The sequence below is a fragment of the Nonomuraea gerenzanensis genome (genome assembly GCF_020215645.1).
In the GTDB taxonomy this organism is placed as follows: domain Bacteria; phylum Actinomycetota; class Actinomycetes; order Streptosporangiales; family Streptosporangiaceae; genus Nonomuraea; species Nonomuraea gerenzanensis.
In genome coordinates this window covers 1,045,464-1,068,601 of sequence record NZ_CP084058.1, presented here as the reverse complement: position 1 = coordinate 1,068,601, position 23,138 = coordinate 1,045,464, and the positions used below count along the sequence as shown (strand labels likewise).

Here is a 23,138-nt window from a genome sequence, read left to right as displayed (position 1 = left end):
GCTCTTAGGCCGACATCTTCTTCTTGAGGTTCTCGTCGAGAGCCGCCAGGAAGTCCTGAGTGGTGAGCCACTTGGCGTCGCCGCCGACGAGGAGCGCGAGGTCCTTGGTCATCTGACCGCCCTCGACGGTCTCGACGCAGACCTGCTCCAGCGTGTTGGCGAAGTCCGTCACCGCGGGGGTGTTGTCGAGCTTGCCGCGGTGGGCCAGGCCACGCGTCCACGCGAAGATCGAGGCGATCGGGTTGGTGGAGGTGGGGTTGCCCTGCTGGTGCTGGCGGTAGTGGCGGGTGACGGTGCCGTGCGCGGCCTCGGCCTCGACGGTCTGGCCGTCGGGGGTCATCAGGACCGAGGTCATCAGGCCGAGCGAGCCGAAGCCCTGGGCGACCGTGTCGGACTGGACGTCGCCGTCGTAGTTCTTGGCGGCCCAGACGTAGCCGCCCTCCCACTTCAGCGCCGCGGCGACCATGTCGTCGATGAGGCGGTGCTCGTAGGTCAGACCGGCCTTGTCGAACTCCTCCTTGAACTCGGTCTCGAAGACCTCGGCGAAGATGTCCTTGAAGCGGCCGTCGTACGCCTTGAGGATGGTGTTCTTCGTGGAGAGGTAGACCGGGTAGCCGCGGTTGAGGCCGTAACGCATCGAGGCGCGGGCGAAGTCGCGGATCGACTCGTCCAGGTTGTACATCGCCATCGCGATGCCGCTGCCGGGGAAGTCGTACACGTCGAGCTCGATCGGCTCGGAGCCGTCCTTGGGGGTGTACGTCAGGGTCAGCGTGCCCTCACCGGGGATCTTCAGGTCGGTCGCGCGGTACTGGTCGCCGAAGGCGTGACGGCCGACGACGATCGGCTTGGTCCAGCCGGGGACGAGCCGCGGGACGTTCGACATGATGATCGGCTCGCGGAAGATGACGCCGCCGAGGATGTTGCGGATGGTCCCGTTGGGGGACTTCCACATCTTCTTGAGTCCGAACTCCTCGACGCGCGCCTCGTCCGGGGTGATGGTGGCGCACTTCACACCGACGCCGTACTTCTTGATGGCGTTCGCGGCGTCGATGGTGACCTGGTCGTCCGTGGCGTCTCGGTGCTCGATGCCGAGGTCGTAGTACTTCAGGTCGACGTCGAGGTAGGGAAGGATCAGCTGGTCCTTGATGAACTGCCAGATGATCCGGGTCATCTCGTCGCCGTCAAGCTCGACGACGGGGCCCTCCACCTTGATCTTGGGCATGCGAATGGTTCCCCTTCAATGAATGGATGCGTTGAGGCTATCGGACCGCCAGGTCACGGTGCGAAAAGGGACAGGATGAGCGCCTTCAGCTCGTTGTTGTCGAGCAGGAGCGAGGTCAGGACCAGCACGAATCCGAAGACGGACAGCGTGATGACGTCGATCTTCTTGCTCCTCAGCGCGAGCTGCCCGCCGTACCCGGCGAAGCGCAGCGCGGCGGCGACCATGATGACGGCGCCCAGCACGAACCCGCCCCAGCGCGGGTCGGCGATGAAGGCCACGAGCATGCCGACGGCCGCACCCGCCAGGATCAGCGGGTACGGCCCCCAGCTCTCGCGCTGTTCAGTCCCGTTGTGGCTCAACGCTCTTCTAGTGGCTTCCACTTCTGGTCGGTCTCACCGATGTACTCACTGTCGGGGCGGATCAGCCGGTTGTCGGCGTGCTGCTCGATCACGTGAGCCGTCCAGCCGGACATGCGGCTGATGGAGAAGACCGGCGTGAACAGGTCGGTCGGGATGCCCAGGTAGTGGTAGACCGAGGCGGCGTAGAAGTCGACGTTGGGGTAGAGACCCTTGGTCTCGAAGACGACTTCCTCCATCTCCTTGGACATCCGGTAGTACGTGTCGTCGCCGCTGGACTCACCCAGCTCGGCCGACATCCTACGCAAATGCGTGGCCCGCGGGTCCTCCGTCTTGTAGACGCGGTGCCCGAAGCCCATGATCTTCTCGCCGGCGGCGAGCTTGTCGCGCACGGCCTGGGCCACTCCACCCGGCGACAGCGACTCCAGGGTCTTCATGACCTGCTCGTTCGCCCCGCCGTGCAGCGGGCCCTTGAGGGTGCCGATGGCGGCGACGATGGCGGAGTGCATGTCCGACAGGGTCGCGGCGCACACGCGGGCGGCGAAGGTGGAGGCGTTCATCGTGTGGTCGGCGTGCAGCACCAGGCACTCGTCGAAGATCTCGACCTCGCGCGGGCCGGGCGTGCGGCCGGTGACCTGGAGCAGGAAGTTCGCGGCGATGCTCAGCGAGGGGTCCGGCTCGGGGACCTCGGAGCCGGTGCGGGCGGCGTGGTAGCGGGCGACGAGCAGCGGCTGCTGGGCGACCAGCCTGGCCGCCTTGCGCAGGTTGGCGTCGGGCGCGATGGAGTCCTTGTCGGGGTCGTCGGCGCCCGACAGGGAGACCAGCGAGCGCAGCGCCTCCATGGGTTTCTGCTTCTCGGCGATCTCGGCGATGTTCGCGGACACCAGGGCGCCCAGCTCCCGGCCTCGCGCCAGCTCGGCGCCGTACTCGTCGAGCTCGGAGCGGGTGGGCAGCTTGCCACGCTGGAGCAGGTGTGCGGTCTCCTCGAACGTTGCGCGGCCGGCCAGGTCGTGGATGTCGTATCCACGGTAGAACAGGCGACCGGCCTTTCCGTCGATGTCACTCAGCGCTGTGGACGCCGCGACGACATCGGCCAGACCTTTCGTGGGCTTGTCCGCCATGAGTGTTTCCTCCGCTTATCTTCGTCCGAAGTCTACCCGTGAGCAGGCAAAACCGACCGCAAAGGTCCAGACCAATTTCACGTCGGATTCTCCTTTCGGCAAAGGAGATTCCGCATCCCCTCGGTTGGGTAAGCCGGAGCTGTAGTAATAGTTACGGCGGGCTACCTGGGGAGGAACTGCCGTGGAGGGGCCGTTCATACGCATCGAGGACACTGGCGAGGTGGTCCCGTTGCGCCCCGAGATCACGACGGTCGGAAGGGGCCGGGGTGTTGACATCCGGCTCACCGACCCCAGCGTGTCTCGACTCCATGCCGAGTTCGTCAGACGAGGACCCTACCTGTATGTCGTGGACCTGGGCTTGTCCAGGAACGGCACCCGGGTGAACGGCAGGCCGATCGCCCGGAGGGTCCTTGACGACGGCGACGTCGTCTCGTTCGGCGCGGCACGGGGTCGCATCGGTGGAGTCCCCCGAGAGGACTTCACCCCCGAGGTCGAGCTGCGCAGAGCGGCCGCGCCCGAGCTGACCAGGCGCGAGGTCGATGTGCTGACCTCGCTCTGCAGGCCGGCGCTGTCGGACGAGGCGTTCGTCGCTCCGGCGACCGCTCGCGAGATCGCCGACGACCTGGTCGTGACGGAGGCCGCGGTCAAGCAGCACCTGCTGCGGCTCTACCAGAAGTTCAGGATCCCCGAGGGCACCAACCGGCGCACCCGGCTGGCCAACGAGGTCGTGGCGCTCGGTCTGGTGCGCCCGACCCCTGTGGTCCCGCCACAGCGCGCGTCGGGCAACTCGGCCGAGCAGCCATCGGCGGCCGGGCGCAGGGCGTCCTAGACAGGGATTCTGAGTTCGCGACCGGGGCTACGGCGAGGGGTTCCGGCAGCTGCGGACCCTGAGCCCCCACCATGCCGGGCACGGCACGGAATCGAGCAGCGGTGACCGTCCAGGAAAGGGCGTGCGCCGGGGCTCGTCGCCGGTCAGGAAAACGGCCGGCGACGCGCGCAGGCGCAGCACGCCCTCAGACCAAAGAGATCACCCCGGGCAGCATCCCTCAGATCGCCCGGAACCCGTTGCTCGGCCTGCTCGTCCTGTTGGCCCGGTCCACCGCCACCACGTAGTAGTGGTCGCCGCGCCCGCCGTCGGGGTCGGTCCAGGTGACCTGCCGGTCACCGGGCACCACCGCGACGAGGTTGCGCGCGTCGGCGAACGCGCCGGAGCCGGCGTGCCGGTCGAAGCGGAAGATGGCGAACAGGAACGGCTCGTCCCTGCCGGTGGCCACCGCCCGCACCTCGACCCCGCCGGCGCGGCGCTTGGCGTAGGCCAGCACCGGCCGCCTGGGCGGCTGCCCGTCCGCCAGCCTCGGCAGCACGGGCGCGAGCGCGGGCCGCTGGTAGTGGTCGTTGACGGCGGTGGAGATGGAGCCGATCCGGTCCACCCTGACGTCGTTGGCGTTGTACCAGATGTCGCCGCCGATCTCGGGGTGCTCGCGGTTGAGCGTCAGATGCCTCGACAGCTCGCCCGGCACCTGCCACTCGGGCGCCTGCGCGGGGTCGCCCGCCTTGTACGCGGCCTGCCCGATCCACAGCAGCGTGTTCGTGCCGCTCGCCACGTCCGACCACCAGGGCACGAGCTTGGAGTAGTCGGCCGGCGGCTGCCCGATGTACCAGTAGAGCTGCGGCGCGATGTAGTCCAGCCAGCCCTTCTTGACCCAGCCGCGGGTGTCGGCGTGCAGGTTGTCGTAGGACTGGCCGCCGTTGGTCTCGGAGCCGAGCGGGTCGCTGGCCTTGTTGCGCCAGATGCCGGACGGGCTGATGCCCCAGGCGATCTCCGGCTTCTCGGCCAGCACCCGCTGCTGCATCTCCTGCACCATGAGGTCGACGTTGTTGCGCCGCCAGGCGGCCAGGTCGGGGAAGCCGGCGCCGTACTTGGCGAACTCCTCGGCGTCGTCGAAGGCCGTGGTGTTGGTCGGGTAGAAGTAGTCGTCGAAGTGCAGGCCGTCGATGTCGTAGCGGGTGACCGCGTCCATCATCGCGTCCTGGCAGAACTTGCGGACCTCCGGCATGCCCGGGTTGTAGTAGAGCTTGCCACCGAACGGCACGATCCAGTCGGGGTGCTGCCGACCGGGGTGATCGGGGTGCAGCTTGGCCGGGTCGGCCTGCATCGAAACGCGGTAGGGGTTGAACCAGGCGTGGAAGGCCAGGCCGCGCTTGTGCGTCTCCGCCACGGCGAACCCGAGGGGGTCGTAGCCGGGGTCCTGCCCCTGCGTGCCGGTCAGGTACTGCGACCACGGCTCGTACGGCGACGGCCAGAACGCGTCGGCCGTCGGCCTGATCTGCACGAACACCGAGTTGAGCTTCCTCTGGACGGCCACGTCCAGCCAGGCGAGGTACTCGGCCTTCTGCTCGTCGGCGCTCAGGCCCGGCTTGGACGGCCAGTTGATGTTGACCACGGAAGCGATCCACATGCCCCGCATCTGCCGTAACGGCGGCACGTAGCCGGCTTCTGCGAAGGCGGGCAGCGGGACGGCGGAAGCGGCGGCGGCGAGGGCGAGACCCTTCAGGAGAGTCCTTCTGCTGGGCATGGGGGGTGGCCTCTCGGAAGTGGTTGTGTCGAGGCCGACGATGACAGAAAATTACCTTCAGATCAACAACTGTGAAGGAAAATGCCGATGAGCGGTGACCTGTACAGACTGGCGATGACGGTGCTGCATCCGGGGTTCGAGGGGACCTCCGCCCCCGACTGGCTGCGCCGCGCGCTGGGCGAGGGTCTCGGCGGCGTGGTGCTGTTCGCCCGCAACGCCGTCAACGCGCGGCTCGTCCGGCAACTGCGCGCGGAGCATCCCGGCACCGTGGTCGCCATCGACGAGGAGGGCGGCACGGTCACCCGGCTGGAGGTCAGGGCCGGCAGCTCCTTCCCCGGTAACCGGGCGCTGGGCGTGGTGGACGACGTGGCGCTCACCGAGCAGGTGGGCCGCCAGATCGGCAGGATGCTCGCCGACCTCGACATCACCCTCGACTACGCGCCCTCCGCCGACGTGAACGCCAACCCCGCCAACCCGGTCATCGGCGTGCGCTCGTTCGGTCCGGACCCGGAGCTGGTGGCCCGCCACACCGTCGCCTACGTGCGCGGCGTGCAGGGCGCGGGCGTGGCGGCCTGCGCCAAGCACTTCCCCGGCCACGGCGACACCGTCACCGACTCCCACCTGGCGCTGCCCACCGTGAACGCCTCGCGCGAGCTGCTCGTCGAGCGCGACCTGCCGCCGTTCAGGGCCGCGATCGGCGCCGGGGTGCGCTCGATCATGTCCGGCCACCTGCTCGTGCCCGCACTCGATCCGTCGATGCCGGCGACGCTCAGCCGTACCGTCCTGACCGAGCTCCTCAGGGGCGAGCTCGGGTTCGACGGGATGCTCGTCACCGACGCGATCGAGATGCGGGCGGTGGCCGCCAGGTTCACCCCCGGCGAGATCGCGGTGCACGCGCTCGCCGCCGGGGTGGACGCCATCTGCGTCGGCCTGACCACCGAGGACGGGCTGCGCGAGCTGCGCGACGCGATCGTCGGCGCCGTCCGCGACGGCCGGCTGCCGGAGGAGCGGCTGGCGGAGGCCGCCGCCCGGGTGCGCGCGCTGTCCGGCTGGTACGCCGAGCAGGCCCAGGCGCGGGCCCAGGCGCACGACGACGTGGACGAGGGCGTGGGCCTGCGGGCCGCCCGCGCCGCGCTGACCACGACCGGGACCGCCGCGCTCGACCGCGGGCCGCTGGTCGTCGAGATCAACACCCGGCTCAACCAGGCCGTGGACCCCGCCACGCAGACCGGCGTCACCGCCGCGCTGGCCGCCCTGCTGCCGAACACCGACAGCGTGCGGCTGGGCCCCGACGGCGAGCTGCCGGCCTTCGACGAGCGGCCGGTCGTGCTGGTGGTGCACGACGCCGCCCGCCACCCCTGGGTCCGCGACACCGTGGCCAAGGCGCTGGCCGTCCGGCCCGACGCGATCATCGTGGACACCGGCATCCCCGCCCCGCCGCCGGGCGCCACCCACGTCGCCACCCACGGCATCTCCCGGGTCTCCGCGCTGGCCGCCGCCGAATGGCTGCTCACGTGAGCGCCGAGCCGGCCAACCCCGTGGCGACCGTACGCGCCGTGCTGCCCTCGCTGACCCCGGCGGCGCAGTCGATCGCACGCCTCATCCTGGACGACCCCGGGCTGGTCGTGCGCAGCACGATCACCGAGTTCAGCGCGGTGTCGGGGACGAGCGAGGCGACGGTCGTGCGGACGGCGCGGGCGCTCGGCTTCTCCGGGTACTCCCAGCTCCGCTTCGCGCTGGCGGCGGCCGTGGCCAAGGAGCCCGAGCGGCTGGTGCCCGGCGACCTCGGCCCCGACGACCCGCTCACCGACGTGATCGCCAAGGTGGCGCGGGCCGAGGCGGACGCGCTGGCAGACACCGCCGCCCAGCTCGACCCCGACCAGCTCGGTGAGGTCGTGACCGCGATCTCGGAGGCGCGGCGGGTGGACGTGTACGGCGTGGCGGCCTCGGGGCTGGTGGCGGCCGACATGTCGCAGAAGCTGCTGCGGATCGGCCTGTCGAGCCACCCGTTCAGCGACGCCCATCTCGCGCTGACCAGCGCGGCACTGCTGAAGACCGGGGACGTGGCGGTGGCGATCAGCTGCACGGGCGAGACGCCCGACGTGCTGGTGCCCGCGCGGACGGCGGCCGAGGCGGGGGCGCTGGTCGTGGGGATCACGAACAACCCGCGCTCGTCGCTGGCCGAACTGGCGGATCACACGCTGGTGTCGGCGGGGCGCGAGACCGCGTTCCGGCCGGGCGCGCTGGCCAGCCGGATCAGCCAGCTACTGATCGTGGACTGCATCTTCGTCGGGCTGGCGCAGCGGCGCTACGACACGGCGGACGCGGCCATCCGCGCCACCCGCCTGGCCACGGACCGCTACCGCAACCGCGGCTAGCGGACGTGGTCGTCCGCGCCACCCGCCTGATCACCGACCACCACCGCAACCGCGGCTAGCGGGCGGGTGACAGGGAGGCGAGGTCGGCCTCGATCCTGCCCGCCGTGGCCAGCAGCGGCGGCAGGAGGTCGCGCTCGGCCTGCCGAAGGCTCGTCCGGGTGGCGTGCGTGGAGACGTTGACCGCCGCCACCGTCCGCCCCGTCCGGTCCCGGATCGGGGCGGCGATCGAGCGCAGCCCCTCCTCCAGCTCCTGGTCCACCATCGCCCACCCGCGCGCCCGCACCTCGTCCAGCTCCGCCCGCAGGTCGGCCGGCAGCACGATCGTGCGGTCGGTGAGCGGCCGCAGGCCGGCCCGCGACAGGTACGACTCCAGCGCCTCCGGGGACAGCCCGGCCAGCAGCACCCGCCCCATCGACGTGCAGTACGCGGGGAACCGGGTGCCGATGCTGATGCTCACCCGCATGATCCGCGCCGTGGCCACCCGCGCCACGTACACCACGTCCTCCCCGTCGAGCACCGCCACCGACGCCGACTCGCGCACCTCGGCCGCCAGCCGTTCGAGATGCGGGTCGGCCACCTCCGGCAGCGACAGGCTGGACAGGTAGGCGTAGCCCAGCTCCAGCACCCGCGGCGCCAGCGAGAACAGCCGGCCGTCGTTGCGCACGTACCCGAGGTCGTGCAGCGTGATCAGGAACCGCCTGGCCGCCGCCCTGCTGAGCCCGGTGGCGCGGGCCACCTGGCTGAGCGTCAGCTCCGGCTCGGCGGCGCTGAACGCCCGGATCACCGCGAGCCCGCGAGCCAGCGACTGGACGTGATCGGCCATGGTGATCCCCTTGACAGGAGCCGGCAATGGCGTAGCTTCCGCGATACGGGGTTGTTCGATCAGAGAATACCGGTGCGCATCGCGAACAACTAGGAGCAAGCCGTGCGTCGCGCTCTCGTGATCCTCGCCGTCTCACTCGTGACCGCTGATCGTGCCGGCCGGGCTGGTGGGGAATCGCGGTGAACGCGACGGCGATCGCCCGCGCGGAGGACCTGAAGATCGACCTGCCCGCCGGGCGCGACCAGCTCACCACGCGCTCGCTGCCCCGCTTCCTGGAGCAGCGCGGGCACGTCTACCGGCAGATCCAGCGAGCCAGGGGGCACCATGACCACCGTTAGGGACGCCGTCTTCGACATCCTGCGGCGCTACGGGCTGACCACCGTCTTCGCCAACCCCGGCTCGACCGAGGTGCCGCTGCTCGCCGGGCTGCCGGACGACCTGCGGTTCGTGCTGGCCCTGCACGAGGGGTCGGTGGTCGGCATGGCGACCGGGTGGGCGATCGGCCGCGACGCTCCCGCGCTGGCCCTCCTGCACAGCGTGGCCGGGCTGGGCACCGCCGTCAGCGCCATCGCCACCGCCAGGGAGAACCGGGTGCCGCTGGTGATCCTCGTCGGCCAGCAGGACCGGCGGCACCTGGCGCTGGAGCCGTTCCTGGCCGGACGGCTGTCGGGGCTGGCCGGCGACTACCCGGTGCGCGCCGACCAGCCGGTGCGCCCGCAGGACGTGCCGGGCGCCGTGGTGCGGGCCTTCCACGAGGCGGCCACGTCCAGGGGGCCCGCGCTGGTCGTGGTGCCGATGGACGACTGGCAGGCGCCCTTCGACGGCGAGACCGTGGCGGCGCCCGTGCGGCTGCTGCGCCCGGCCGCCGTGGCGGACGCCGATCTGGGGCCGCTGGTGGAGCTGCTGGCCGGGGCGCGCAGGCCGGCGATCGTGGCGGGCGCGGGCGTGGGGGCGGGCTGGTTCGCGCTCGTGGCGCTGGCCGAGCGGCTGGGCTGCGCGGTGTACCAGGAGTCGTTCGGCGGGCGGGCCGGGTTCCCGCAGGACCATCCGCAGTACGCGGGGGTGCTGCCCGGCGTCCGGTCGGCGCTGCGCGAACGGCTGCGGCCCCACGACGTGGTGCTGGCGGTGGGGGCGCCGGTGTTCCGGCAGTACCTCTACGAGCCCGGCGCGCTGGCCGCGCCCGGCACGACGATCGCGCTGGTGACGGACGACCCCGAGGTGGCCCATCGCAGCCCCGCCGACCTGGCCTACCTGGCCTCCCCCGAGGCCGTCTGCGCCCGCCTCGCCGAGCTCCTGCCGGCTGCCGCGCGTGGTGGGGCCTGGTCACGCGTGTCCGGCCACGAGCCGTACGCGGGTGGGCCGCTGCGGCACACGGACGTGCTGCGGGAGCTGGCCGCACGGCTGCCGCACGACGTCGCCTTCATCGAGGAGGCGCCTTCCGCGCGTCCGGACCTGCACGCGCTCGTGCCCGCCAGGACCTCGCTCGGCTTCCTCTCCGCGGCCAACGGCGGGCTCGGGTTCGGCCTGCCCGCCGCGGTGGGCCTGCGGATGGCGCTGCCCGAACGGCCCGTCGTCGCCGTGGTGGGTGACGGCTCCGCGCTGTACGGCGTGCAGGCCCTGTGGAGCGCCGCCCACTACCGGGTGGGCGCTTTGTTCGTGGTGCTCGCCAACGGCCGCTACGCGGTCATGGACGGGTTGGCCGACCGGCACGGCGGCGGGAAGGGGCCGTGGCCGGCCTTCACCGAGGTGGACATGGGCGCCCTGGCCAGGTCACTCGGCTGCCCCGCGCAGCGGATCGAGACCTACGACGACCTGACCGGGGCGCTGGACGAGGTGCTGCCCACGCTCGCCACCCGCGAGACTCCCCTGTTGCTGGACGTGGTCGTGACCCCGTAGCGTCACCTCGCTCACCCGCCGGGCGTTTCGGCGACCTTCCGTAGGGTCCTTTCGGTCACCCGAGGCGGCGCTCGGCGTCCTCCGTAGAGTGCTTTCCGGTCACCCGAGGCGGCGCTCGGCGGCCTCCACCACGTTGGACAGGAGCAGGGCCCGGGTCATCGGCCCGACCCCGCCCGGGTTGGGCGTCAGGAAGCCGGCGACCTCCTCCACGTCCGGCGCCACGTCGCCCGCGATCTTGCCGTTCACCCGGGAGACGCCGACGTCGAGCACGGCGGCGCCCGGCTTGACCATGTCCTTCTTGATCAGCTCAGGCACCCCGGCCGCCGCCACCACGATGTCGGCCCGCCGCACGTGCGCGGCCAGATCCTGGGTGCCGGTGTGGCAGAGGGTCACGGTGGCGTTCTCGCTGCGGCGGGTCAGCAGCAGGCCGAGCGAGCGCCCGACCGTGATGCCGCGCCCCACCACGGCGACCTCGGCCCCCTTGATCGGCACGCCGTACTCCTGCAGCAGCAGCACGATGCCGTGCGGGGTGCACGGGAGCGGGGCGTCGACCATGTGCACGAGCCGCCCGAGGTTGACCGGGTGCAGGCCGTCGGCGTCCTTGGCCGGGTCGATGCGCTCCAGCAGCGCCATCGTGTCGAGGTGCCTGGGCAGCGGGAGCTGGACGATGTAGCCGGTGCACGCCGGGGAGGAGTTGAGCTCGTCGATGGCCGCCTCGACGTCGGCCTGGGTGGCCGTGGCCGGCAGGTCCACGCGGATGGAGGCGATGCCGACCTCCGCGCAGTCGCGGTGCTTGCCCGCGACGTAGATCTGGCTGCCCGGGTCGTCGCCCACGAGCACGGTGCCCAGGCCGGGGGTGACGCCGCGTTCCTTGAGCGCTGCCACCCGGGTCGTGAGGTCTGCCTTGATCTTGGCGGCGGTCGCCTTGCCATCGAGTTTCACTGCGCTCATGCCCGCAATCCTTCCATGCCCGCCTTGTTCCTCCGCACCGGACCACGCGTGCCCGGCCGCACCCATCCGTACGCGGTTATCCACAGGCGCCAGGCAGCCGGGCTGAGTTATCCACAGCCGCGCACTGACATCGTTGTCATTGATCTTGGAAGGGCTTAGTGTTACGGGCGCCAGCATCACGTGCACGGAGGTCCCCCTTGCCTTCCCGTCTGTTGTCCGCAGAGTCGACCGACCTGTTCGTGGGCACGCCCGACGAGCCGCACCAGGTGCTGCCCGTCACCGCCGCCCAGGGCGCGCACGCGTCGGCGCTGGAGCGGCGCGGCGCGGGCGTGCGCCTGGCGGGCGAGATCACCGTGCCCGCCGCCGCGGCGACCCTGGAGGTCCCGCTGATCGTCGCGGCGGCCCCGGGCAGCACCGTGCCGTGCCTGCTCACCCTCGTCCGCAACAGCACCTCGGACGAGATCCGCGGTGCGGCGCAGGTCGCCTCGCCGCGGGGGTCGTGGACGATGTTGCCCGAGGTCATCCGGGGCTTCGTCGTGGCTGCGGAGGAGGCGGTCGATGTGGCGTTCCAGATGGAGGTTCCGGCGGATCAGCCGCCTGGGCTCGATCAACGCCGCCGCCCACCCCGCGAGCCCTTGGGTGCGTACGGTGTTCGAGCACGTCACGGCCACGGTCACGATCCCCTCGCCCTGGCGTGCCCGGCCGCTGCCCGAGCCCGAGCCGCGCCACCTCCTACGGCATCGCCTCTCCCCGACCCCGCCCAGGCGGGGGAAGCGACCCCAGCCGTCCTGGAGCCCCTCGGCGCGATCACGCTCGGCTCCCTGCCGAGCGCGATCGCCGAGGCCCTCCAGCGCCACCCGTACGGCACGCTCGTCGGCCCGGTCGAGGATTCCCTCGGCTGGCACGTCGCGATCGCCGTCCCCGCACCCCGGCCGGACCGAGAGCCGGACGGTCAAGAACCCGGACTCCTGCGGGCCGCCCGGCAAGAAGCCTTCGCCCGGTGGCTCGACGACCTGCGCGCCAAGAGAGTAAGACTCATGCCCGGACTGGAACACCCTGGCGGCCCCCGCCAGCCCGACAACCACCACGAACACTGATGACCTGCGTACTCGCCATTGACATCGGAGGAACCAAGCTCGCCGCCGCGCTGGTGGACGAGGCCGGTTCCATCCTGCGTTCCGCCACCCGTCCGACGCCCCGTGAGGAGGTCATGTCCGCCCTTAAGGCCCTCGTCACGGAGGTCATGGACGGCGGCCCGCCACCCCAGGCCGTCGGCATCGGCTGCGCGGGCCCCGTGGACCTCGCCGCCGGCACCGTGAGCCCGGTGAACATGCCGAGCTGGCGCGGCTTCCCGCTGCGCGAGGAGGTGCGGAAGCTCACCACGCTGCCCACCGTGCTGGCCGGCGACGCACAGTGCTTCGCCCTCGGCGAGCACTGGCTGGGAGCCGGGCGCGGCTGCACGTCGTTGCTGGGCATCGTCGTGTCGACCGGCATCGGCGGTGGCCTGGTGCTCGACGGTGTCCCGCTCCTCGGGCCGACCGGCAATGCTGGGCACGTCGGGCACATGAGCATCGATCCCTACGGCGAGCGTTGCGAATGCGGCGGCCGCGGTTGCGTCGAACGGTACTCCAGCGGCCCGAACATGGCCCGGTGGGCGCTGGAGAACGGCTGGTCACCGGGCGCCTCCTCGGGCGCCGTCGGCTCCGCCGTCCAGGGCCAGGACGGTGACGTGCGAGGTGAGGAGGGCAAGGCGCCGGCTGACGCGCGGATGCTGGCCCAGGACGCCCGCGCGGGAGACCCCATCGCGGTGGCGGCCTTCCAGCGCGGTGCCCGGGCCCTCGCCGGCATGATCGCCTCCACCGCTGCGGCCGTCGAGCTCACGGCGGTGGTCATCGGTGGCGGGGTGTCGGCCGCCGGGGAGGTGCTCTTCGAGCCGCTGCGCCATGCGCTGGACGATGTGACCGGGCTGCCGTTCGTACGGGCGGTGGAGGTCAGGCAGAGCTCGCTGGGCGTGCGGGCCAGCTTGGCGGGAGCGGCGCAACTGGCCTGGCGGCCGCATCCGTCCATCACGGCGCCCTGAGCCAGGCCGGTACGGCTGCCGGTCCTTCGCGGGGCCCGGCGTGCGGGTGGCTACGGTGATCGGCTGTGCGGGCACGAACGCCTGCGCAGCCGGTGACGGGCACGAGCGCCTCCCGCGCAAGCACGAGTGCCTCGCAGACGACGATCCACGGCGTCCGTGGCGGGTCAGGGCCGCCGGTGCCGCTGCTGCGCGGCATCCCCGGGACGCACCTGATGGGGCATCGCGTCACGCCGGGGGCTGGCCGAGCGGTTCAGCGTGGTGGCCACTGCGGGGCTACGGCGCGAGTGGTAGGCCGCCCAGCGCGCCTGGCCATGCCCCGTGCCGGATGCGGGCGATCGCGGGCGATCGGGCCGATCGTGGTCGCCGGCGGATCGAGTGTCCGGCGTCGGTGTCGTGGAGCGCCTCGGGCGCGGTCGGGCAGTGGTACCGGCCGCTCGACGTCTGGCGGACGTGGGCCGACGACGTGCGTGGCGAGCCCGTTCAGGCTGGGCACTTCCTGCCGGAGGAGGCGCCCGTGGTTACTCGCGCTCCGCAGCCGCCTGAGCCTCGCGGCGCTCGATGATCCGGCGGGTGTACGGAATGACCTCTACGGCGCGGATGCCCAGGTAAGCACCGATGAAGGCAAGGACCAGGAGCACGAAGGGGCTGGTGGCCACGCCGTTCAGGGTGACGAACGCCTGCAGGATCGCGTCGAGCGCCATAGGTCATCTCCGGGTAAAAGAGGGGCGAGGAGGAGTTCAGGGTAGCCCGGAGTCAGGAGTGCTCGCCGCAAAAACGGATAAGGGGTGACATATTGATCATGTCACCCCTTAATTGCCTCTAGTGGAAGAAGTGGCGGGTGCCGGTGAAGTACAGGCTCGCGCCGGCCTTCTTCGCCGCCTCGATGACCAGCTCGTCCCTGATGGAGCCGCCCGGCTCCACGATCGCGCGCACGCCGGCCTCCAGCAGCACCTCCAGCCCGTCGGGGAACGGGAAGAACGCGTCGGAGGCCGCCACCGAGCCGGCCACGCGCTCCCCCGCCCGGGTGACGGCCAGGCGGCAGGAGTCGACCCGGTTCACCTGGCCCATGCCGACGCCCACGGTGGCGCCGCCGCTGGCCAGGAGGATGGCGTTCGACTTGACCGAACGGCAGGCGCGCCAGGCGAACTCCAGGTCCGCCAGCACCTCGGGCGAGACCGGCTCGCCGGTCTTGAGCTCCCACTGCGCCGCCGAGTCGCCGGGGGCGTCCACGCGGTCCACGCTCTGCACGAGCAGGCCGCCGTCGATCCTGCGGAACTCGGTCGGCGACGAGGGGCCCTCCGGGCAGGCCAGCATGCGCAGGCTCTTCTTGGCCCGCAGCACCTCCAGCGCCTCCTCGTCGTAGCCGGGGGCGATGACGACCTCGGTGAACACCTCGGCGATCTGCCGGGCCAGCTCGGCCGTGACGGGCCGGTTCACGGCGATCACGCCACCGTACGCCGAGACGGGGTCGCAGGCGTGCGCCTTGCGGTGCGCGTCGGCGACGTCGGTGCCGATGGCGATGCCGCACGGGTTCTGGTGCTTGATGATGGCCACGGCGGGCTCGGTGAAGTCCCAGGCGGCGCGCCAGGCGGCGTCGGCGTCGAGGTAGTTGTTGTAGGACATCTCCTTGCCGTGCAGCTGCTCGGCACCCGCCAGGCCGCCGGTGCCGGCCGTGCCGCCCGCGTAGAGCGCCGCGCGCTGGTGCGGGTTCTCGCCGTAGCGGAGCGTGGCCTTGCGCTCGTACGCCGCCCCCGTGAACTCGGGGAACTCCTCGCCCTCGCCCACGTACGTGCCCGCGAACCAGTTCGCCACGGCCACGTCGTAAGCGGCGGTGTGCGCGTACGCGATGCCCGCCAGCCGCTTGCGCTCGGTCAGCGTGAAGCCGCCCTCGGACAGGGCGTCCCGCACGTCGCCGTAGAAGCTCGGGTTCACCACGACCGCGCAGGTGTTGTGGTTCTTGGCGGCGCCGCGGATCATGGCGGGGCCGCCGATGTCGATCTGCTCGACGCACTCGGCGTCGGACGCCCCCGAGGCCACCGTCTCCTGGAACGGATACAGGTTCACCACGACGAGCTGGAACGGGTCGATCTCCAGCTCGTCGAGCTGCGCCACGTGGTGCGGCTTGGTGACGTCGGCCAGCAGCCCGGCGTGCACGCGCGGGTGCAGCGTCTTGACCCGCCCGTCGAGGCACTCGGGGAACCCGGTGAGCTGCTCCACCTTCGTCACCGGGATGCCGTAGGAGGAGATCGCGGCGGCCGTGCCACCGGTCGAGACGATCTCCACTCCGGCGCCGTCGAGGGCTCTGGCCAGCTCTTCGAGCCCGGACTTGTCGTAAACAGCGATGAGCGCGCGCCGGATGGCGATGCGAGTCACGTGGATTCCCCTCCTGTGTGGTTGCCGATTCGGACGGTACGTCCGCTGACCGTCCAGCCCTCGCGAGCCATCCGGCCGACGGTCTCGACGAGCAGGCGGCGTTCGACCACCTTGATGCGCTCGTGCAGGACCGCCTCGTCGTCGTCTGCCAGCACCGGCACCGCCGCCTGCGCCACGATCGGGCCCGTGTCGACCCCCTCGTCGGCCAGCATGACGGTGCAGCCGGTCACCTTGACCCCGTGGGCCAGCGCGTCACGCACGCCGTGCGCGCCGGGGAACGACGGCAGCAGCGCCGGATGCGTGTTCAGCACGGGGAACGCGTCGAGCGTCGGCGTACCCAAAATTTTCATGAAGCCCGCGGACACGACCAGGTCGGGCTCGTAAGCTGCGATCTTGGCGGCGATGGCCGCATCCCATTCCGCCCGAGTCGCATAATCGCCCAGTTTCTCGACAAAAGTCGGGACATTTGCCCTGGTAGCCCTGTCCAGCCCCTCGATTCCCTCCCTGTCGGCCCCGACCGCGACCACGCGAGCCCCGTACGACGGGTCGGCGGAAGCGTCCAGCAGGGCCTGTAGGTTGGTTCCAGAGCCGGAGACGAGGACGACGAGCCGCCCAGCCTTAGACACACACACTCCAATGAGGAAACAGGGTGGGGGTCACAGGGTATCTGTTCATCGCCCGGCGACGCAGAGGAGGTCAGGTGTCGACACCGGTGAAGGCACCGGCAGGCCAGCAGCCCGCGGAGTCAGCGGGCCGCCGAGCGATCTGGTTGTCCATCGCAGCGCTGGCCATGACGTTCATGTTGCCGCTCGCAGGTCTGGTCATGGCGTTGTTCGCGCTGATGGCCGGGATCCGGGCACTGCCCCTGCTGAAGGGTGCGGGCAAGCCCACGAGCATGGCGGTGGGCGGCATCACCGTCTCCTCGCTGGCGCTGGCCCTGTCGGCCGGGGCCACGGCGATGCAGCTGTACCTGATGGACGAGTACTCCGCCTACCAGGAGTGCATGAAGGGCGCCGGGACGGTCGCGTCGCAGGGCGAGTGCTTCTCGCAGTTCAGGGACGCCGCACAGCGCAAGCTGCCGCCGGACGTGCTCGAAGTCCTCGGAGCCATGCAGCCGTAACGACGGCGCACGTACTGGAGTCGGCGCCCGCCGGTGCTGAAGTCGGCCCGCCGCATGTGCTGCTCGGGCGCGCGGACTCCCGACGTGCGGGACGGGCTCGGGCGTGCGGACTCCCGACGTGCGGGACGGGCTCAGTCGCGCGGACTCCCGACGTGCGGGACGGGCTCAGTCGCGGTCCCAGGCGTACGGATCGACGTAGATGACGTGCCCGCCCCGGTCGTCCGACTCGTCCACGATGTCCTTGCGCGGCGACCGGGCGGCCGGAGCCGGCTCGGGCGGGCGGGGCCGGGCCTGGGCCTGGGTCTCCGCCTCGGCCGAGGCGTGCTCGTCCTGCCAGTCGTCCCTGATGACCGGGATCTCCTGGGTGTCGGCCTCGGTCGCGTCCATCCAGTGACCGGGCAGCGGTCGTGGGTCCGACTCGGCCAGCCCCACCCGGCTGGCCGCCTTCGCCAGCGCCGCGCCCGCCTTGCGCACGGGAGCCGCCGCCTTGTCGAGCGGCGCCCTGGCACGCTTGTTGAGCAGCAGCAGGTTCGTCACCCCTGCCGAGATGCCCGCGGCCACCCCGACCTCCAGCGCCACCGACAGCGCCACCTCCCACGGCGACGGCCCGACCGCGGCCAGTCGCCCGCCACCGATGGGCCCGCCGGACAGCGCCGCCAGCACCCCCGCCACGAGCCCCGTCGTCACCCCGGTGAGGAACCCCCACAGCGGCGCCGCCTCGTACGACGGCGACGGCGAGATCCTGGCCACCATCACCCCCGCCACGGCCCCCGCCGCGAACGGCACCGCGACCACCGCCATCATCCACGCCGGCACGGGCCCGCTCTCCGGCAGCGCCCCCAGCAACGGCAGGCTGGGCACGGTGCCGAGTTGCACGCCCGTGGGCGCGACCAGGGTGTCGGCGCCGATGGCGAACCCGGGCCCGGCGATGTAGGAGAAGGCCCAGACGACGGCGTTCAGCAGGTAGAGCAGTTGCAGCAACGCCAGCAGCACGCCGCCCACGAACCCGGGCGACAACACCCCCGACAGCTCCTCGACCTGGTCGAAGTTGACCACGAAGGCGATCAGGACCAGCGCGAGCCCGGCCACGAGCAGCAGCGCCGTGGCGACCGCCGTGCCGACCGTCAGGGCGCGCACGCGCTCGGGCAGCAGCCGCAGCATCACCCGCCACGGCCCGATCATCCGCGCCGTGGCCAGCGCCCCCGCCAGGAACGCCAGCACGAAGTGGCTGAGCAGCGCCTCCCCGATGAAGGGCTGCGTGATCTCGTTGCTCGCCACGAGCGCGATCAGGCCGGCCAGCAGCGCGTACGGGGCCGCCAGCGACACCCCGGCCTGCACCACGAGCACGAGCTGGGCCCGGCGCCGGGCACCCGCCTGCTCCTTGGGGCTGTTCTTCGGCAGCCGCGCGGGCAGGCGCAGCCGCAGGTCGGCGTCGCGGGCCATCCACCGGCCCGCGCGGTAGAGCAGCACGGCGGGCAGGATCATCAGCCCGAGCGGCAACAGCCCGACCCGCCCGCCCGGGATGGCGAACCCGGCGTGGTGCGCGGCCAGCCACAACTGCGCCGCCGTACGGAACACCCCCGGCAGCCCGGCGCCCAGCGTGCCGCGCGGCGCGGCGATCCACCCGACCAGGGTGAGCGTGGTGAGCGCGGCCAGGCCGACGCCCAGCGTGAACACGGCGGCCAGCATCCCCGAGACCGGCAACGGCCGCCTGGTCTCGTCGTCGTCGCCCGCGAGCTTGCCAAGCATCGACCGGGGGCCTGCACGGAGCTGGTCGAGGATCGCCGTCACACGGCGATTTTCTCAATCTTTCCCAACCAAAGCTTGGTTGACGCGCCGGGATCCGGCCACTTCTGATCCTGCGGACGGCGTGGCGTGCCACGGAACCCGGCCCACTGTGCGTCGTAACGGCGGCGCGCCACTGACCGGATCAGCAAGCGTCTCCCTGGACAGAGGCCGGCCAGCGACGGCGGGTGGGGTAAGCCTGCGAAGCCGTAACAGGCAAAAACGCCCGCATCACACAGAAGCCCCTGACCCCGCGAGAACGCGAAGACCCCGCGCGGCCGGAACCGGGCGGGGTCTTCACCAGAGCACCAGAGAACGTCAGCGCGCCTGCATGATCTCGCGCATCAGGCGGGCCGTCTCGGAGGGGGTCTTGCCGACGCGGACGCCGACCTTCTCCAGGGCCTCCTTCTTGGCCTGCGCGGTGCCGGCCGAGCCGGACACGATGGCGCCCGCGTGCCCCATCGTCTTGCCCTCGGGCGCGGTGAAGCCGGCCACGTAGGCCACGACCGGCTTGGTGACGTGCTGCTCGATGTAGGCCGCGGCCCGCTCCTCGGCGTCGCCGCCGATCTCGCCGATCATGACGATCGCGTCGGTGCCGGGGTCCTCCTGGAACGCCTGCAGCGCGTCGATGTGCGTGGTGCCGATCACGGGGTCGCCGCCGATGCCGACGGCCGTGGAGAAGCCGAAGTCACGCAGCTCGTACATGAGCTGGTAGGTGAGCGTGCCGGACTTGGAGACCAGGCCGATGCGGCCGGCGGTGGTGATGTCGGCGGGGATGATGCCGGCGTTGGAGGCGCCGGGCGAGGCGATGCCGGGGCAGTTCGGGCCGATGATGCGGGTCTTGTTGCCCTTCTCGACCGCGTACGCCCAGAACTCGGTGGAGTCGTGCACGGGCACGCCCTCGGTGATCACGACGCAGAGCGGGATCTCGGCGTCGATGGCCTCCTTGACCGCGTCCTTGGTGAACTTCGGCGGCACGAACACGACCGACACGTCGGCGCCGGTGGCCTCCATGGCCTCCGCGACCGTGCCGAACACGGGCAGGCCCTCGTGCGTGGTGCCGGCCTTGCGGGCGTTCACGCCGCCGACGACCCTGGCGCCGGAGGCGAGCATGCGGCGGGTGTGCTTGGTGCCCTCACCGCCGGTCATGCCCTGGACGATGATCTTGCTGTTCTCAGTCAACCAGATGGCCATGGGTCACGCACCTACCGCAGCGAGCTCGGCGGCACGCTTGGCCGCTTCGTCCATCGTGTCTACCAGCTCGACGCGCGGGAGCGCGGCGTCGGCCAGGATCTGCCGCCCGAGCAGGGCGTTGTTGCCGTCGAGGCGGACCACCAGCGGGTGGGTCACGGCCTCGCCGCGGCTCTCCAGCAGCTTGAACGCCGAGACGATGCCGTTGGCGACGGCGTCGCAGGCGGTGATGCCGCCGAAGACGTTCACGAAGATCGACTTGACGCTCGGGTCGGAGAGGATGATCTCCAGGCCCGCGGCCATCACCTCGGCCGAGGCGCCGCCGCCGATGTCGAGGAAGTTGGCGGGGGACGGCTTGCCGGGGAACGCCTCGCCGGCGTAGGCGACCACGTCGAGGGTGGACATGACCAGGCCGGCGCCGTTGCCGATGATGCCGACGTTGCCGTCGAGCTTGACGTAGTTGAGGTCCTTCTCCTTGGCCTTGGCCTCGAGCGGGTCCTCGGCGGCCTTGTCGGCCAGCGCCTCGTGGTCGGCCTGGCGGAAGCCGGCGTTCTCGTCGAGGGTGACCTTGCCGTCGAGGGCCTTCACCTGGCCGTCGGCCGACAGGATCATCGGGTTGACCTCGACCAGCGTGGCGTCCTCGTCGACGAAGCAGCACCAGAGCTTCTCGATCAGCTCGGCGGCGCCGTCGAGCGCCTTCTCCGGCAGGCCGCCGGCCACCGCGATCTCGCGGGCCTTGGCGCGGTCGATGCCGGTCAGGGCCGAGACCGGCACCTTGGCGACCTTCTCCGGCGAGGTGTGGGCGACCTCTTCGATGTCCATGCCGCCGGAGGCGGAGCAGATCGCGAGGAACGTGCGGTTGGCGCGGTCGAGCAGGAAGGAGAAGTAGTACTCCTCCGCGATCGCGCTGGCCTCCTCGACGAGGACCTTGTGGACCGTGTGGCCCTTGATGTCCATGCCGAGGATGGCCTCGGCCTTGGTCACGGCGTCGGCGGCGTCGTCGGCCACCTTCACGCCGCCGGCCTTACCGCGGCCACCGGTCTTGACCTGGGCCTTGACGACAACGCGGCCGGTCAGCTCCTCAGCGGCCGACCGGACCTCCTCCACAGTGTGGGCGACGATGCCGCGCGGCACAGGGATGCCGTAGTCAGCGAAGAGCTCCTTCGCCTGATGTTCGAACAGGTCCACGAGGGTCCGTCCTTGCTTATCCGACTGATGTTCGACGCCCCGGGCAACCCGTGCGTGCCGGGCGTTTCCGCCAGTGAAGCCTAGCCCGAAGCTTGACCTGCCCAGGTCACCGGGTCGTGGTTCTTCCGCTATGTGACGGTGATCTCACTTCCTCAGGATGGCCTCTGCACGGAAATTGCATGAATTAGTCGCCGCATGACCCCACGCTCGATATATGGTCGTGATCTTCCAATGGCAGGCTTGCCCCCCGCTCCCTCTTGGTAATGCTGAAGGAAACCCCAATGAAGCGAATTCTCGCGGGTCTGACGCTGGCCTCGTCGGCCGCGCTGATGGCCGCCGCGCCGGCTCAGGCCGCGCCCGTGAACCCGGTGAAGGCCCTGCAGAAGCAGTTCAAGGCCGGGCACGGGGTGCGGGTCTCGGAGACGTATCGGTCGGCCATGAACGGCAAGACGGGGACGGTGCGCACGACGACGGGCGCCGTGGGATTCGGTAAGACGGGAGTCCTCGCCGCGGATCTGCGTTTCCGCGAGAAGGGTGATCTCGCCGGGCTCTCGCCGACCCGGAGCATCACCGTGGGCAAGCACACTTTCGTCCAGGGCGGGATATACAGCCAGGGTTTGCCCGAGGGCAAGAAGTGGGTTCGTTACGCGGACGTCTCCGTCGCGTACACCAGCCAGCCGCTCGACGTCTTCGACACCAAGGTGCTCAAGGCGCTCGTCTCCAAGGCCAAGAGCGCCAAGGGCGGCACGTACCGGGGCTCGCTCACGTTCGCCGACGTCAGCAGGTTCTACGGCGAGAAGATCGACAAGAGGCTGGGCAAGGTCAAGATCGGCTACGCCCTCACGCTGAACTCCAAGGGCCTGGTCACCGGGCTCCGCAGCGAGTACACGATGGACTTCGGCATCCTCGGGAGCACGACCGCCACCGTGAACACCCGGTTCACGGGCTGGGGCGCCAAGATCACGGTCAAGGCCCCGCCATCCGACGAGGTGGTCGACATCAGCGAGCTCGGGAACGAGGCGGAAGTGCCTCAGGAGATCCCGAACGGTTCGCTGAACCAGCTCGGCCGGATCGACTAGCCGCCGGGCCGTACGACGGGGCCGGCCCGCCGGCCCCCGTTCCCCCTCGACATCACTAAGGACAATCCGCATGAAGCGAATCCTGACGGGCGTGGCGTTAGCCACGACCGCCGCGTTGGTGACCGCCACACCCGCGCTGGCCGCAGCGCCCAAGGACCCGGTGGTGGCCGTCAAGAAGCAGCTCGTCGCCGGCAAGGGCGTGAAGTTCACCGAGCGCACGATCGTGAGCGACGGCGACGTGCGCGAGGTGTTCGTGCGCCGTTCGGGCACGTTCCAGTTCAAGAAGTCGGGCATCGCGGCCTCCGACATCACCGCCAAGCTGAACATCAAGGCAAGCGACCTCGAGGGCCTCGACGAGGACCCTGAGAACGCCGAGCTCGCCGCCATGCTCAAGGCGATGGCCCAGCCGGAGCGCACGATCAGGATCGGCACCACGGCCTACATCTCGGGCAACATCTGGGCGACGATGATGCCCGAGGGCAAGACCTGGTTCAAGGCGCCGAACGGCCCCACCGGCGGCCTGCTCGGCTCCTTCGGCCAGCCGCTGAACCTCGCCGAGCCCGCCACGGTCAAGACCCTGCTCAAGGGCGCCAAGACCACGGGCAGCGGTTACGCGGGCAAGACGCTGGTCCGCGACCTGTGGAAGGCGTCGCCCTGGCTGCGCGCCTCCTGGGTCGACAAGCCCTCCGCCAAGGCGCAGAAGAGCGCGATCAGCTGGCGGATCACCGTGAACAAGGCCGGCCTGCCCACCCGGGTGGTCGCCACGTTCCCGATGTCGGTGCTCGGCGCCGGCGGCAAGGGGACCGTCAGCGTGGACACCAGCTACACCGGCTGGGGCTCCGCGGTGTCGATCAAGGCTCCGCCTGCGGACGAGGTCGCCACCAAGTTCAAGGACGGCGAGGACGACATCTCCGAGACCCTCGAACTGCCGCTGGGCAGCATCGCCGGCTGATTCGACGATCGAGTCCTCTTCCGCTGCCCGCGGGAGAGGACTCGCTC

At 71.0% G+C, this 23,138-nt stretch carries 22 protein-coding genes; 10 read left to right on the top strand and 12 right to left on the bottom strand.

Annotation, left to right across the window (positions count from 1 at the left end; translation table 11 throughout):
• Positions 1-4 precede the first annotated feature (4 nt).
• Genes LCN96_RS05510 through LCN96_RS05500 form a run of 3 tightly spaced genes read right to left on the bottom strand, consistent with a single transcriptional unit; the run spans position 5 to position 2,699 of the window.
• Positions 5-1,222: an NADP-dependent isocitrate dehydrogenase gene (locus LCN96_RS05510; protein ID WP_225271477.1), complete on the bottom strand. Its 1,218-nt coding sequence runs from the start codon at positions 1,220-1,222 to the stop codon at positions 5-7.
• 53 nt (positions 1,223-1,275) lie between these two features.
• Entirely contained in the window at positions 1,276-1,581 is a 306-nt protein-coding gene (locus LCN96_RS05505; protein ID WP_225271476.1) for a DUF3017 domain-containing protein, read from the bottom strand.
• Complete coding sequence (locus LCN96_RS05500) at positions 1,578-2,699, bottom strand: citrate/2-methylcitrate synthase (RefSeq protein ID WP_225271475.1); 1,122 nt, start codon at positions 2,697-2,699, stop codon at positions 1,578-1,580. Before LCN96_RS05500 ends, LCN96_RS05505 begins: the two co-directional genes overlap by 4 nt.
• Before the next feature lie 181 nt (positions 2,700-2,880).
• Between LCN96_RS05500 and LCN96_RS05495 the strand changes: the two genes are divergently transcribed.
• Positions 2,881-3,528: an FHA domain-containing protein gene (locus LCN96_RS05495; protein ID WP_148438653.1), complete on the top strand. Its 648-nt coding sequence runs from the start codon at positions 2,881-2,883 to the stop codon at positions 3,526-3,528.
• Positions 3,529-3,745: 217 nt separating this feature from the next.
• Here LCN96_RS05495 and LCN96_RS05490 read toward each other — a convergent pair whose 3' ends face one another.
• On the bottom strand, positions 3,746-5,275 hold the full coding sequence (locus LCN96_RS05490; protein ID WP_225271474.1) for a glycoside hydrolase family 10 protein: 1,530 nt from the start codon (positions 5,273-5,275) through the stop codon (positions 3,746-3,748).
• 87 nt (positions 5,276-5,362) lie between these two features.
• Between LCN96_RS05490 and LCN96_RS05485 the strand changes: the two genes are divergently transcribed.
• Positions 5,363-6,793 (top strand): glycoside hydrolase family 3 protein, encoded by a 1,431-nt coding sequence (locus LCN96_RS05485; protein WP_225271473.1) that lies wholly within the window; start codon positions 5,363-5,365, stop codon positions 6,791-6,793.
• Entirely contained in the window at positions 6,790-7,653 is an 864-nt protein-coding gene (locus tag LCN96_RS05480; protein WP_225271472.1) for a MurR/RpiR family transcriptional regulator, read from the top strand. Before LCN96_RS05485 ends, LCN96_RS05480 begins: the two co-directional genes overlap by 4 nt.
• Positions 7,654-7,708: 55 nt before the next feature.
• Here LCN96_RS05480 and LCN96_RS05475 read toward each other — a convergent pair whose 3' ends face one another.
• Entirely contained in the window at positions 7,709-8,476 is a 768-nt protein-coding gene (locus tag LCN96_RS05475; RefSeq protein ID WP_225271471.1) for an IclR family transcriptional regulator domain-containing protein, read from the bottom strand.
• A 179-nt stretch (positions 8,477-8,655) separates the two neighbouring features.
• Between LCN96_RS05475 and LCN96_RS05470 the strand changes: the two genes are divergently transcribed.
• Positions 8,656-8,814, top strand: a complete 159-nt coding sequence (locus LCN96_RS05470) for a hypothetical protein (RefSeq protein WP_225271470.1) — start codon at positions 8,656-8,658, stop codon at positions 8,812-8,814.
• Positions 8,801-10,372 carry a thiamine pyrophosphate-dependent enzyme gene (locus LCN96_RS05465; RefSeq protein ID WP_225271469.1) on the top strand — a complete coding sequence of 524 codons (1,572 nt, stop codon included), beginning with the start codon at positions 8,801-8,803 and terminating at the stop codon, positions 10,370-10,372. The genes LCN96_RS05470 and LCN96_RS05465 overlap by 14 nt, the downstream gene beginning before the upstream one ends.
• A 99-nt stretch (positions 10,373-10,471) precedes the next feature.
• Here the strand turns inward: LCN96_RS05465 and LCN96_RS05460 are convergent, their stop codons facing one another.
• Positions 10,472-11,323: a bifunctional methylenetetrahydrofolate dehydrogenase/methenyltetrahydrofolate cyclohydrolase gene (locus LCN96_RS05460; protein ID WP_225271468.1), complete on the bottom strand. Its 852-nt coding sequence runs from the start codon at positions 11,321-11,323 to the stop codon at positions 10,472-10,474.
• Between the two features lie 212 nt (positions 11,324-11,535).
• Between LCN96_RS05460 and LCN96_RS05455 the strand changes: the two genes are divergently transcribed.
• Both LCN96_RS05455 and LCN96_RS05450 read left to right on the top strand, forming a co-directional pair.
• On the top strand, positions 11,536-12,420 hold the full coding sequence (locus LCN96_RS05455; protein ID WP_225271467.1) for a peptidylprolyl isomerase: 885 nt from the start codon (positions 11,536-11,538) through the stop codon (positions 12,418-12,420).
• On the top strand, positions 12,420-13,403 hold the full coding sequence (locus LCN96_RS05450) for an ROK family protein (RefSeq protein ID WP_225271466.1): 984 nt from the start codon (positions 12,420-12,422) through the stop codon (positions 13,401-13,403). Before LCN96_RS05455 ends, LCN96_RS05450 begins: the two co-directional genes overlap by 1 nt.
• 518 nt (positions 13,404-13,921) lie before the next feature.
• Here LCN96_RS05450 and LCN96_RS05445 read toward each other — a convergent pair.
• From LCN96_RS05445 to purN, 3 genes are all read right to left on the bottom strand, one after another.
• Positions 13,922-14,104 (bottom strand): hypothetical protein, encoded by a 183-nt coding sequence (locus tag LCN96_RS05445; protein WP_225271465.1) that lies wholly within the window; start codon positions 14,102-14,104, stop codon positions 13,922-13,924.
• A 118-nt stretch (positions 14,105-14,222) separates the two neighbouring features.
• Entirely contained in the window at positions 14,223-15,776 is a 1,554-nt protein-coding gene (purH, locus tag LCN96_RS05440) for a bifunctional phosphoribosylaminoimidazolecarboxamide formyltransferase/IMP cyclohydrolase (RefSeq protein WP_225271464.1), read from the bottom strand.
• Positions 15,773-16,402 (bottom strand): phosphoribosylglycinamide formyltransferase, encoded by a 630-nt coding sequence (purN, locus tag LCN96_RS05435; RefSeq protein ID WP_225271463.1) that lies wholly within the window; start codon positions 16,400-16,402, stop codon positions 15,773-15,775. Before purN ends, purH begins: the two co-directional genes overlap by 4 nt.
• Before the next feature lie 74 nt (positions 16,403-16,476).
• Here purN and LCN96_RS05430 point away from each other — a divergent pair, with 74 nt between their 5' ends.
• Positions 16,477-16,896 carry a hypothetical protein gene (locus tag LCN96_RS05430; RefSeq protein WP_225271462.1) on the top strand — a complete coding sequence of 140 codons (420 nt, stop codon included), beginning with the start codon at positions 16,477-16,479 and terminating at the stop codon, positions 16,894-16,896.
• A 165-nt stretch (positions 16,897-17,061) separates the two neighbouring features.
• Here LCN96_RS05430 and LCN96_RS05425 read toward each other — a convergent pair whose 3' ends face one another.
• The 3 genes from LCN96_RS05425 to sucC all read right to left on the bottom strand — a co-directional run bounded on the left by LCN96_RS05425 (position 17,062) and on the right by sucC (position 21,060).
• The gene (locus LCN96_RS05425; protein WP_225271461.1) at positions 17,062-18,687 is read right to left on the bottom strand and encodes a cell division protein PerM; all 1,626 of its coding nucleotides are present in this window, start codon (positions 18,685-18,687) and stop codon (positions 17,062-17,064) included.
• A gap of 312 nt (positions 18,688-18,999) precedes the next feature.
• Positions 19,000-19,875 (bottom strand): succinate--CoA ligase subunit alpha, encoded by an 876-nt coding sequence (gene sucD, locus LCN96_RS05420; protein ID WP_225271460.1) that lies wholly within the window; start codon positions 19,873-19,875, stop codon positions 19,000-19,002.
• A 3-nt stretch (positions 19,876-19,878) separates the two neighbouring features.
• Positions 19,879-21,060: an ADP-forming succinate--CoA ligase subunit beta gene (gene sucC / locus LCN96_RS05415; RefSeq protein WP_225271459.1), complete on the bottom strand. Its 1,182-nt coding sequence runs from the start codon at positions 21,058-21,060 to the stop codon at positions 19,879-19,881.
• A 281-nt stretch (positions 21,061-21,341) separates the two neighbouring features.
• On the opposite strand from sucC, the gene LCN96_RS05410 reads away from it, so the two are divergent.
• Together LCN96_RS05410 and LCN96_RS05405 are read left to right on the top strand one after the other, a co-directional pair.
• The gene (locus LCN96_RS05410) at positions 21,342-22,139 is read left to right on the top strand and encodes a hypothetical protein (protein ID WP_225271458.1); all 798 of its coding nucleotides are present in this window, start codon (positions 21,342-21,344) and stop codon (positions 22,137-22,139) included.
• Positions 22,140-22,209: 70 nt separating this feature from the next.
• The gene (locus LCN96_RS05405) at positions 22,210-23,091 is read left to right on the top strand and encodes a hypothetical protein (protein WP_225271457.1); all 882 of its coding nucleotides are present in this window, start codon (positions 22,210-22,212) and stop codon (positions 23,089-23,091) included.
• Positions 23,092-23,138 lie beyond the last annotated feature (47 nt).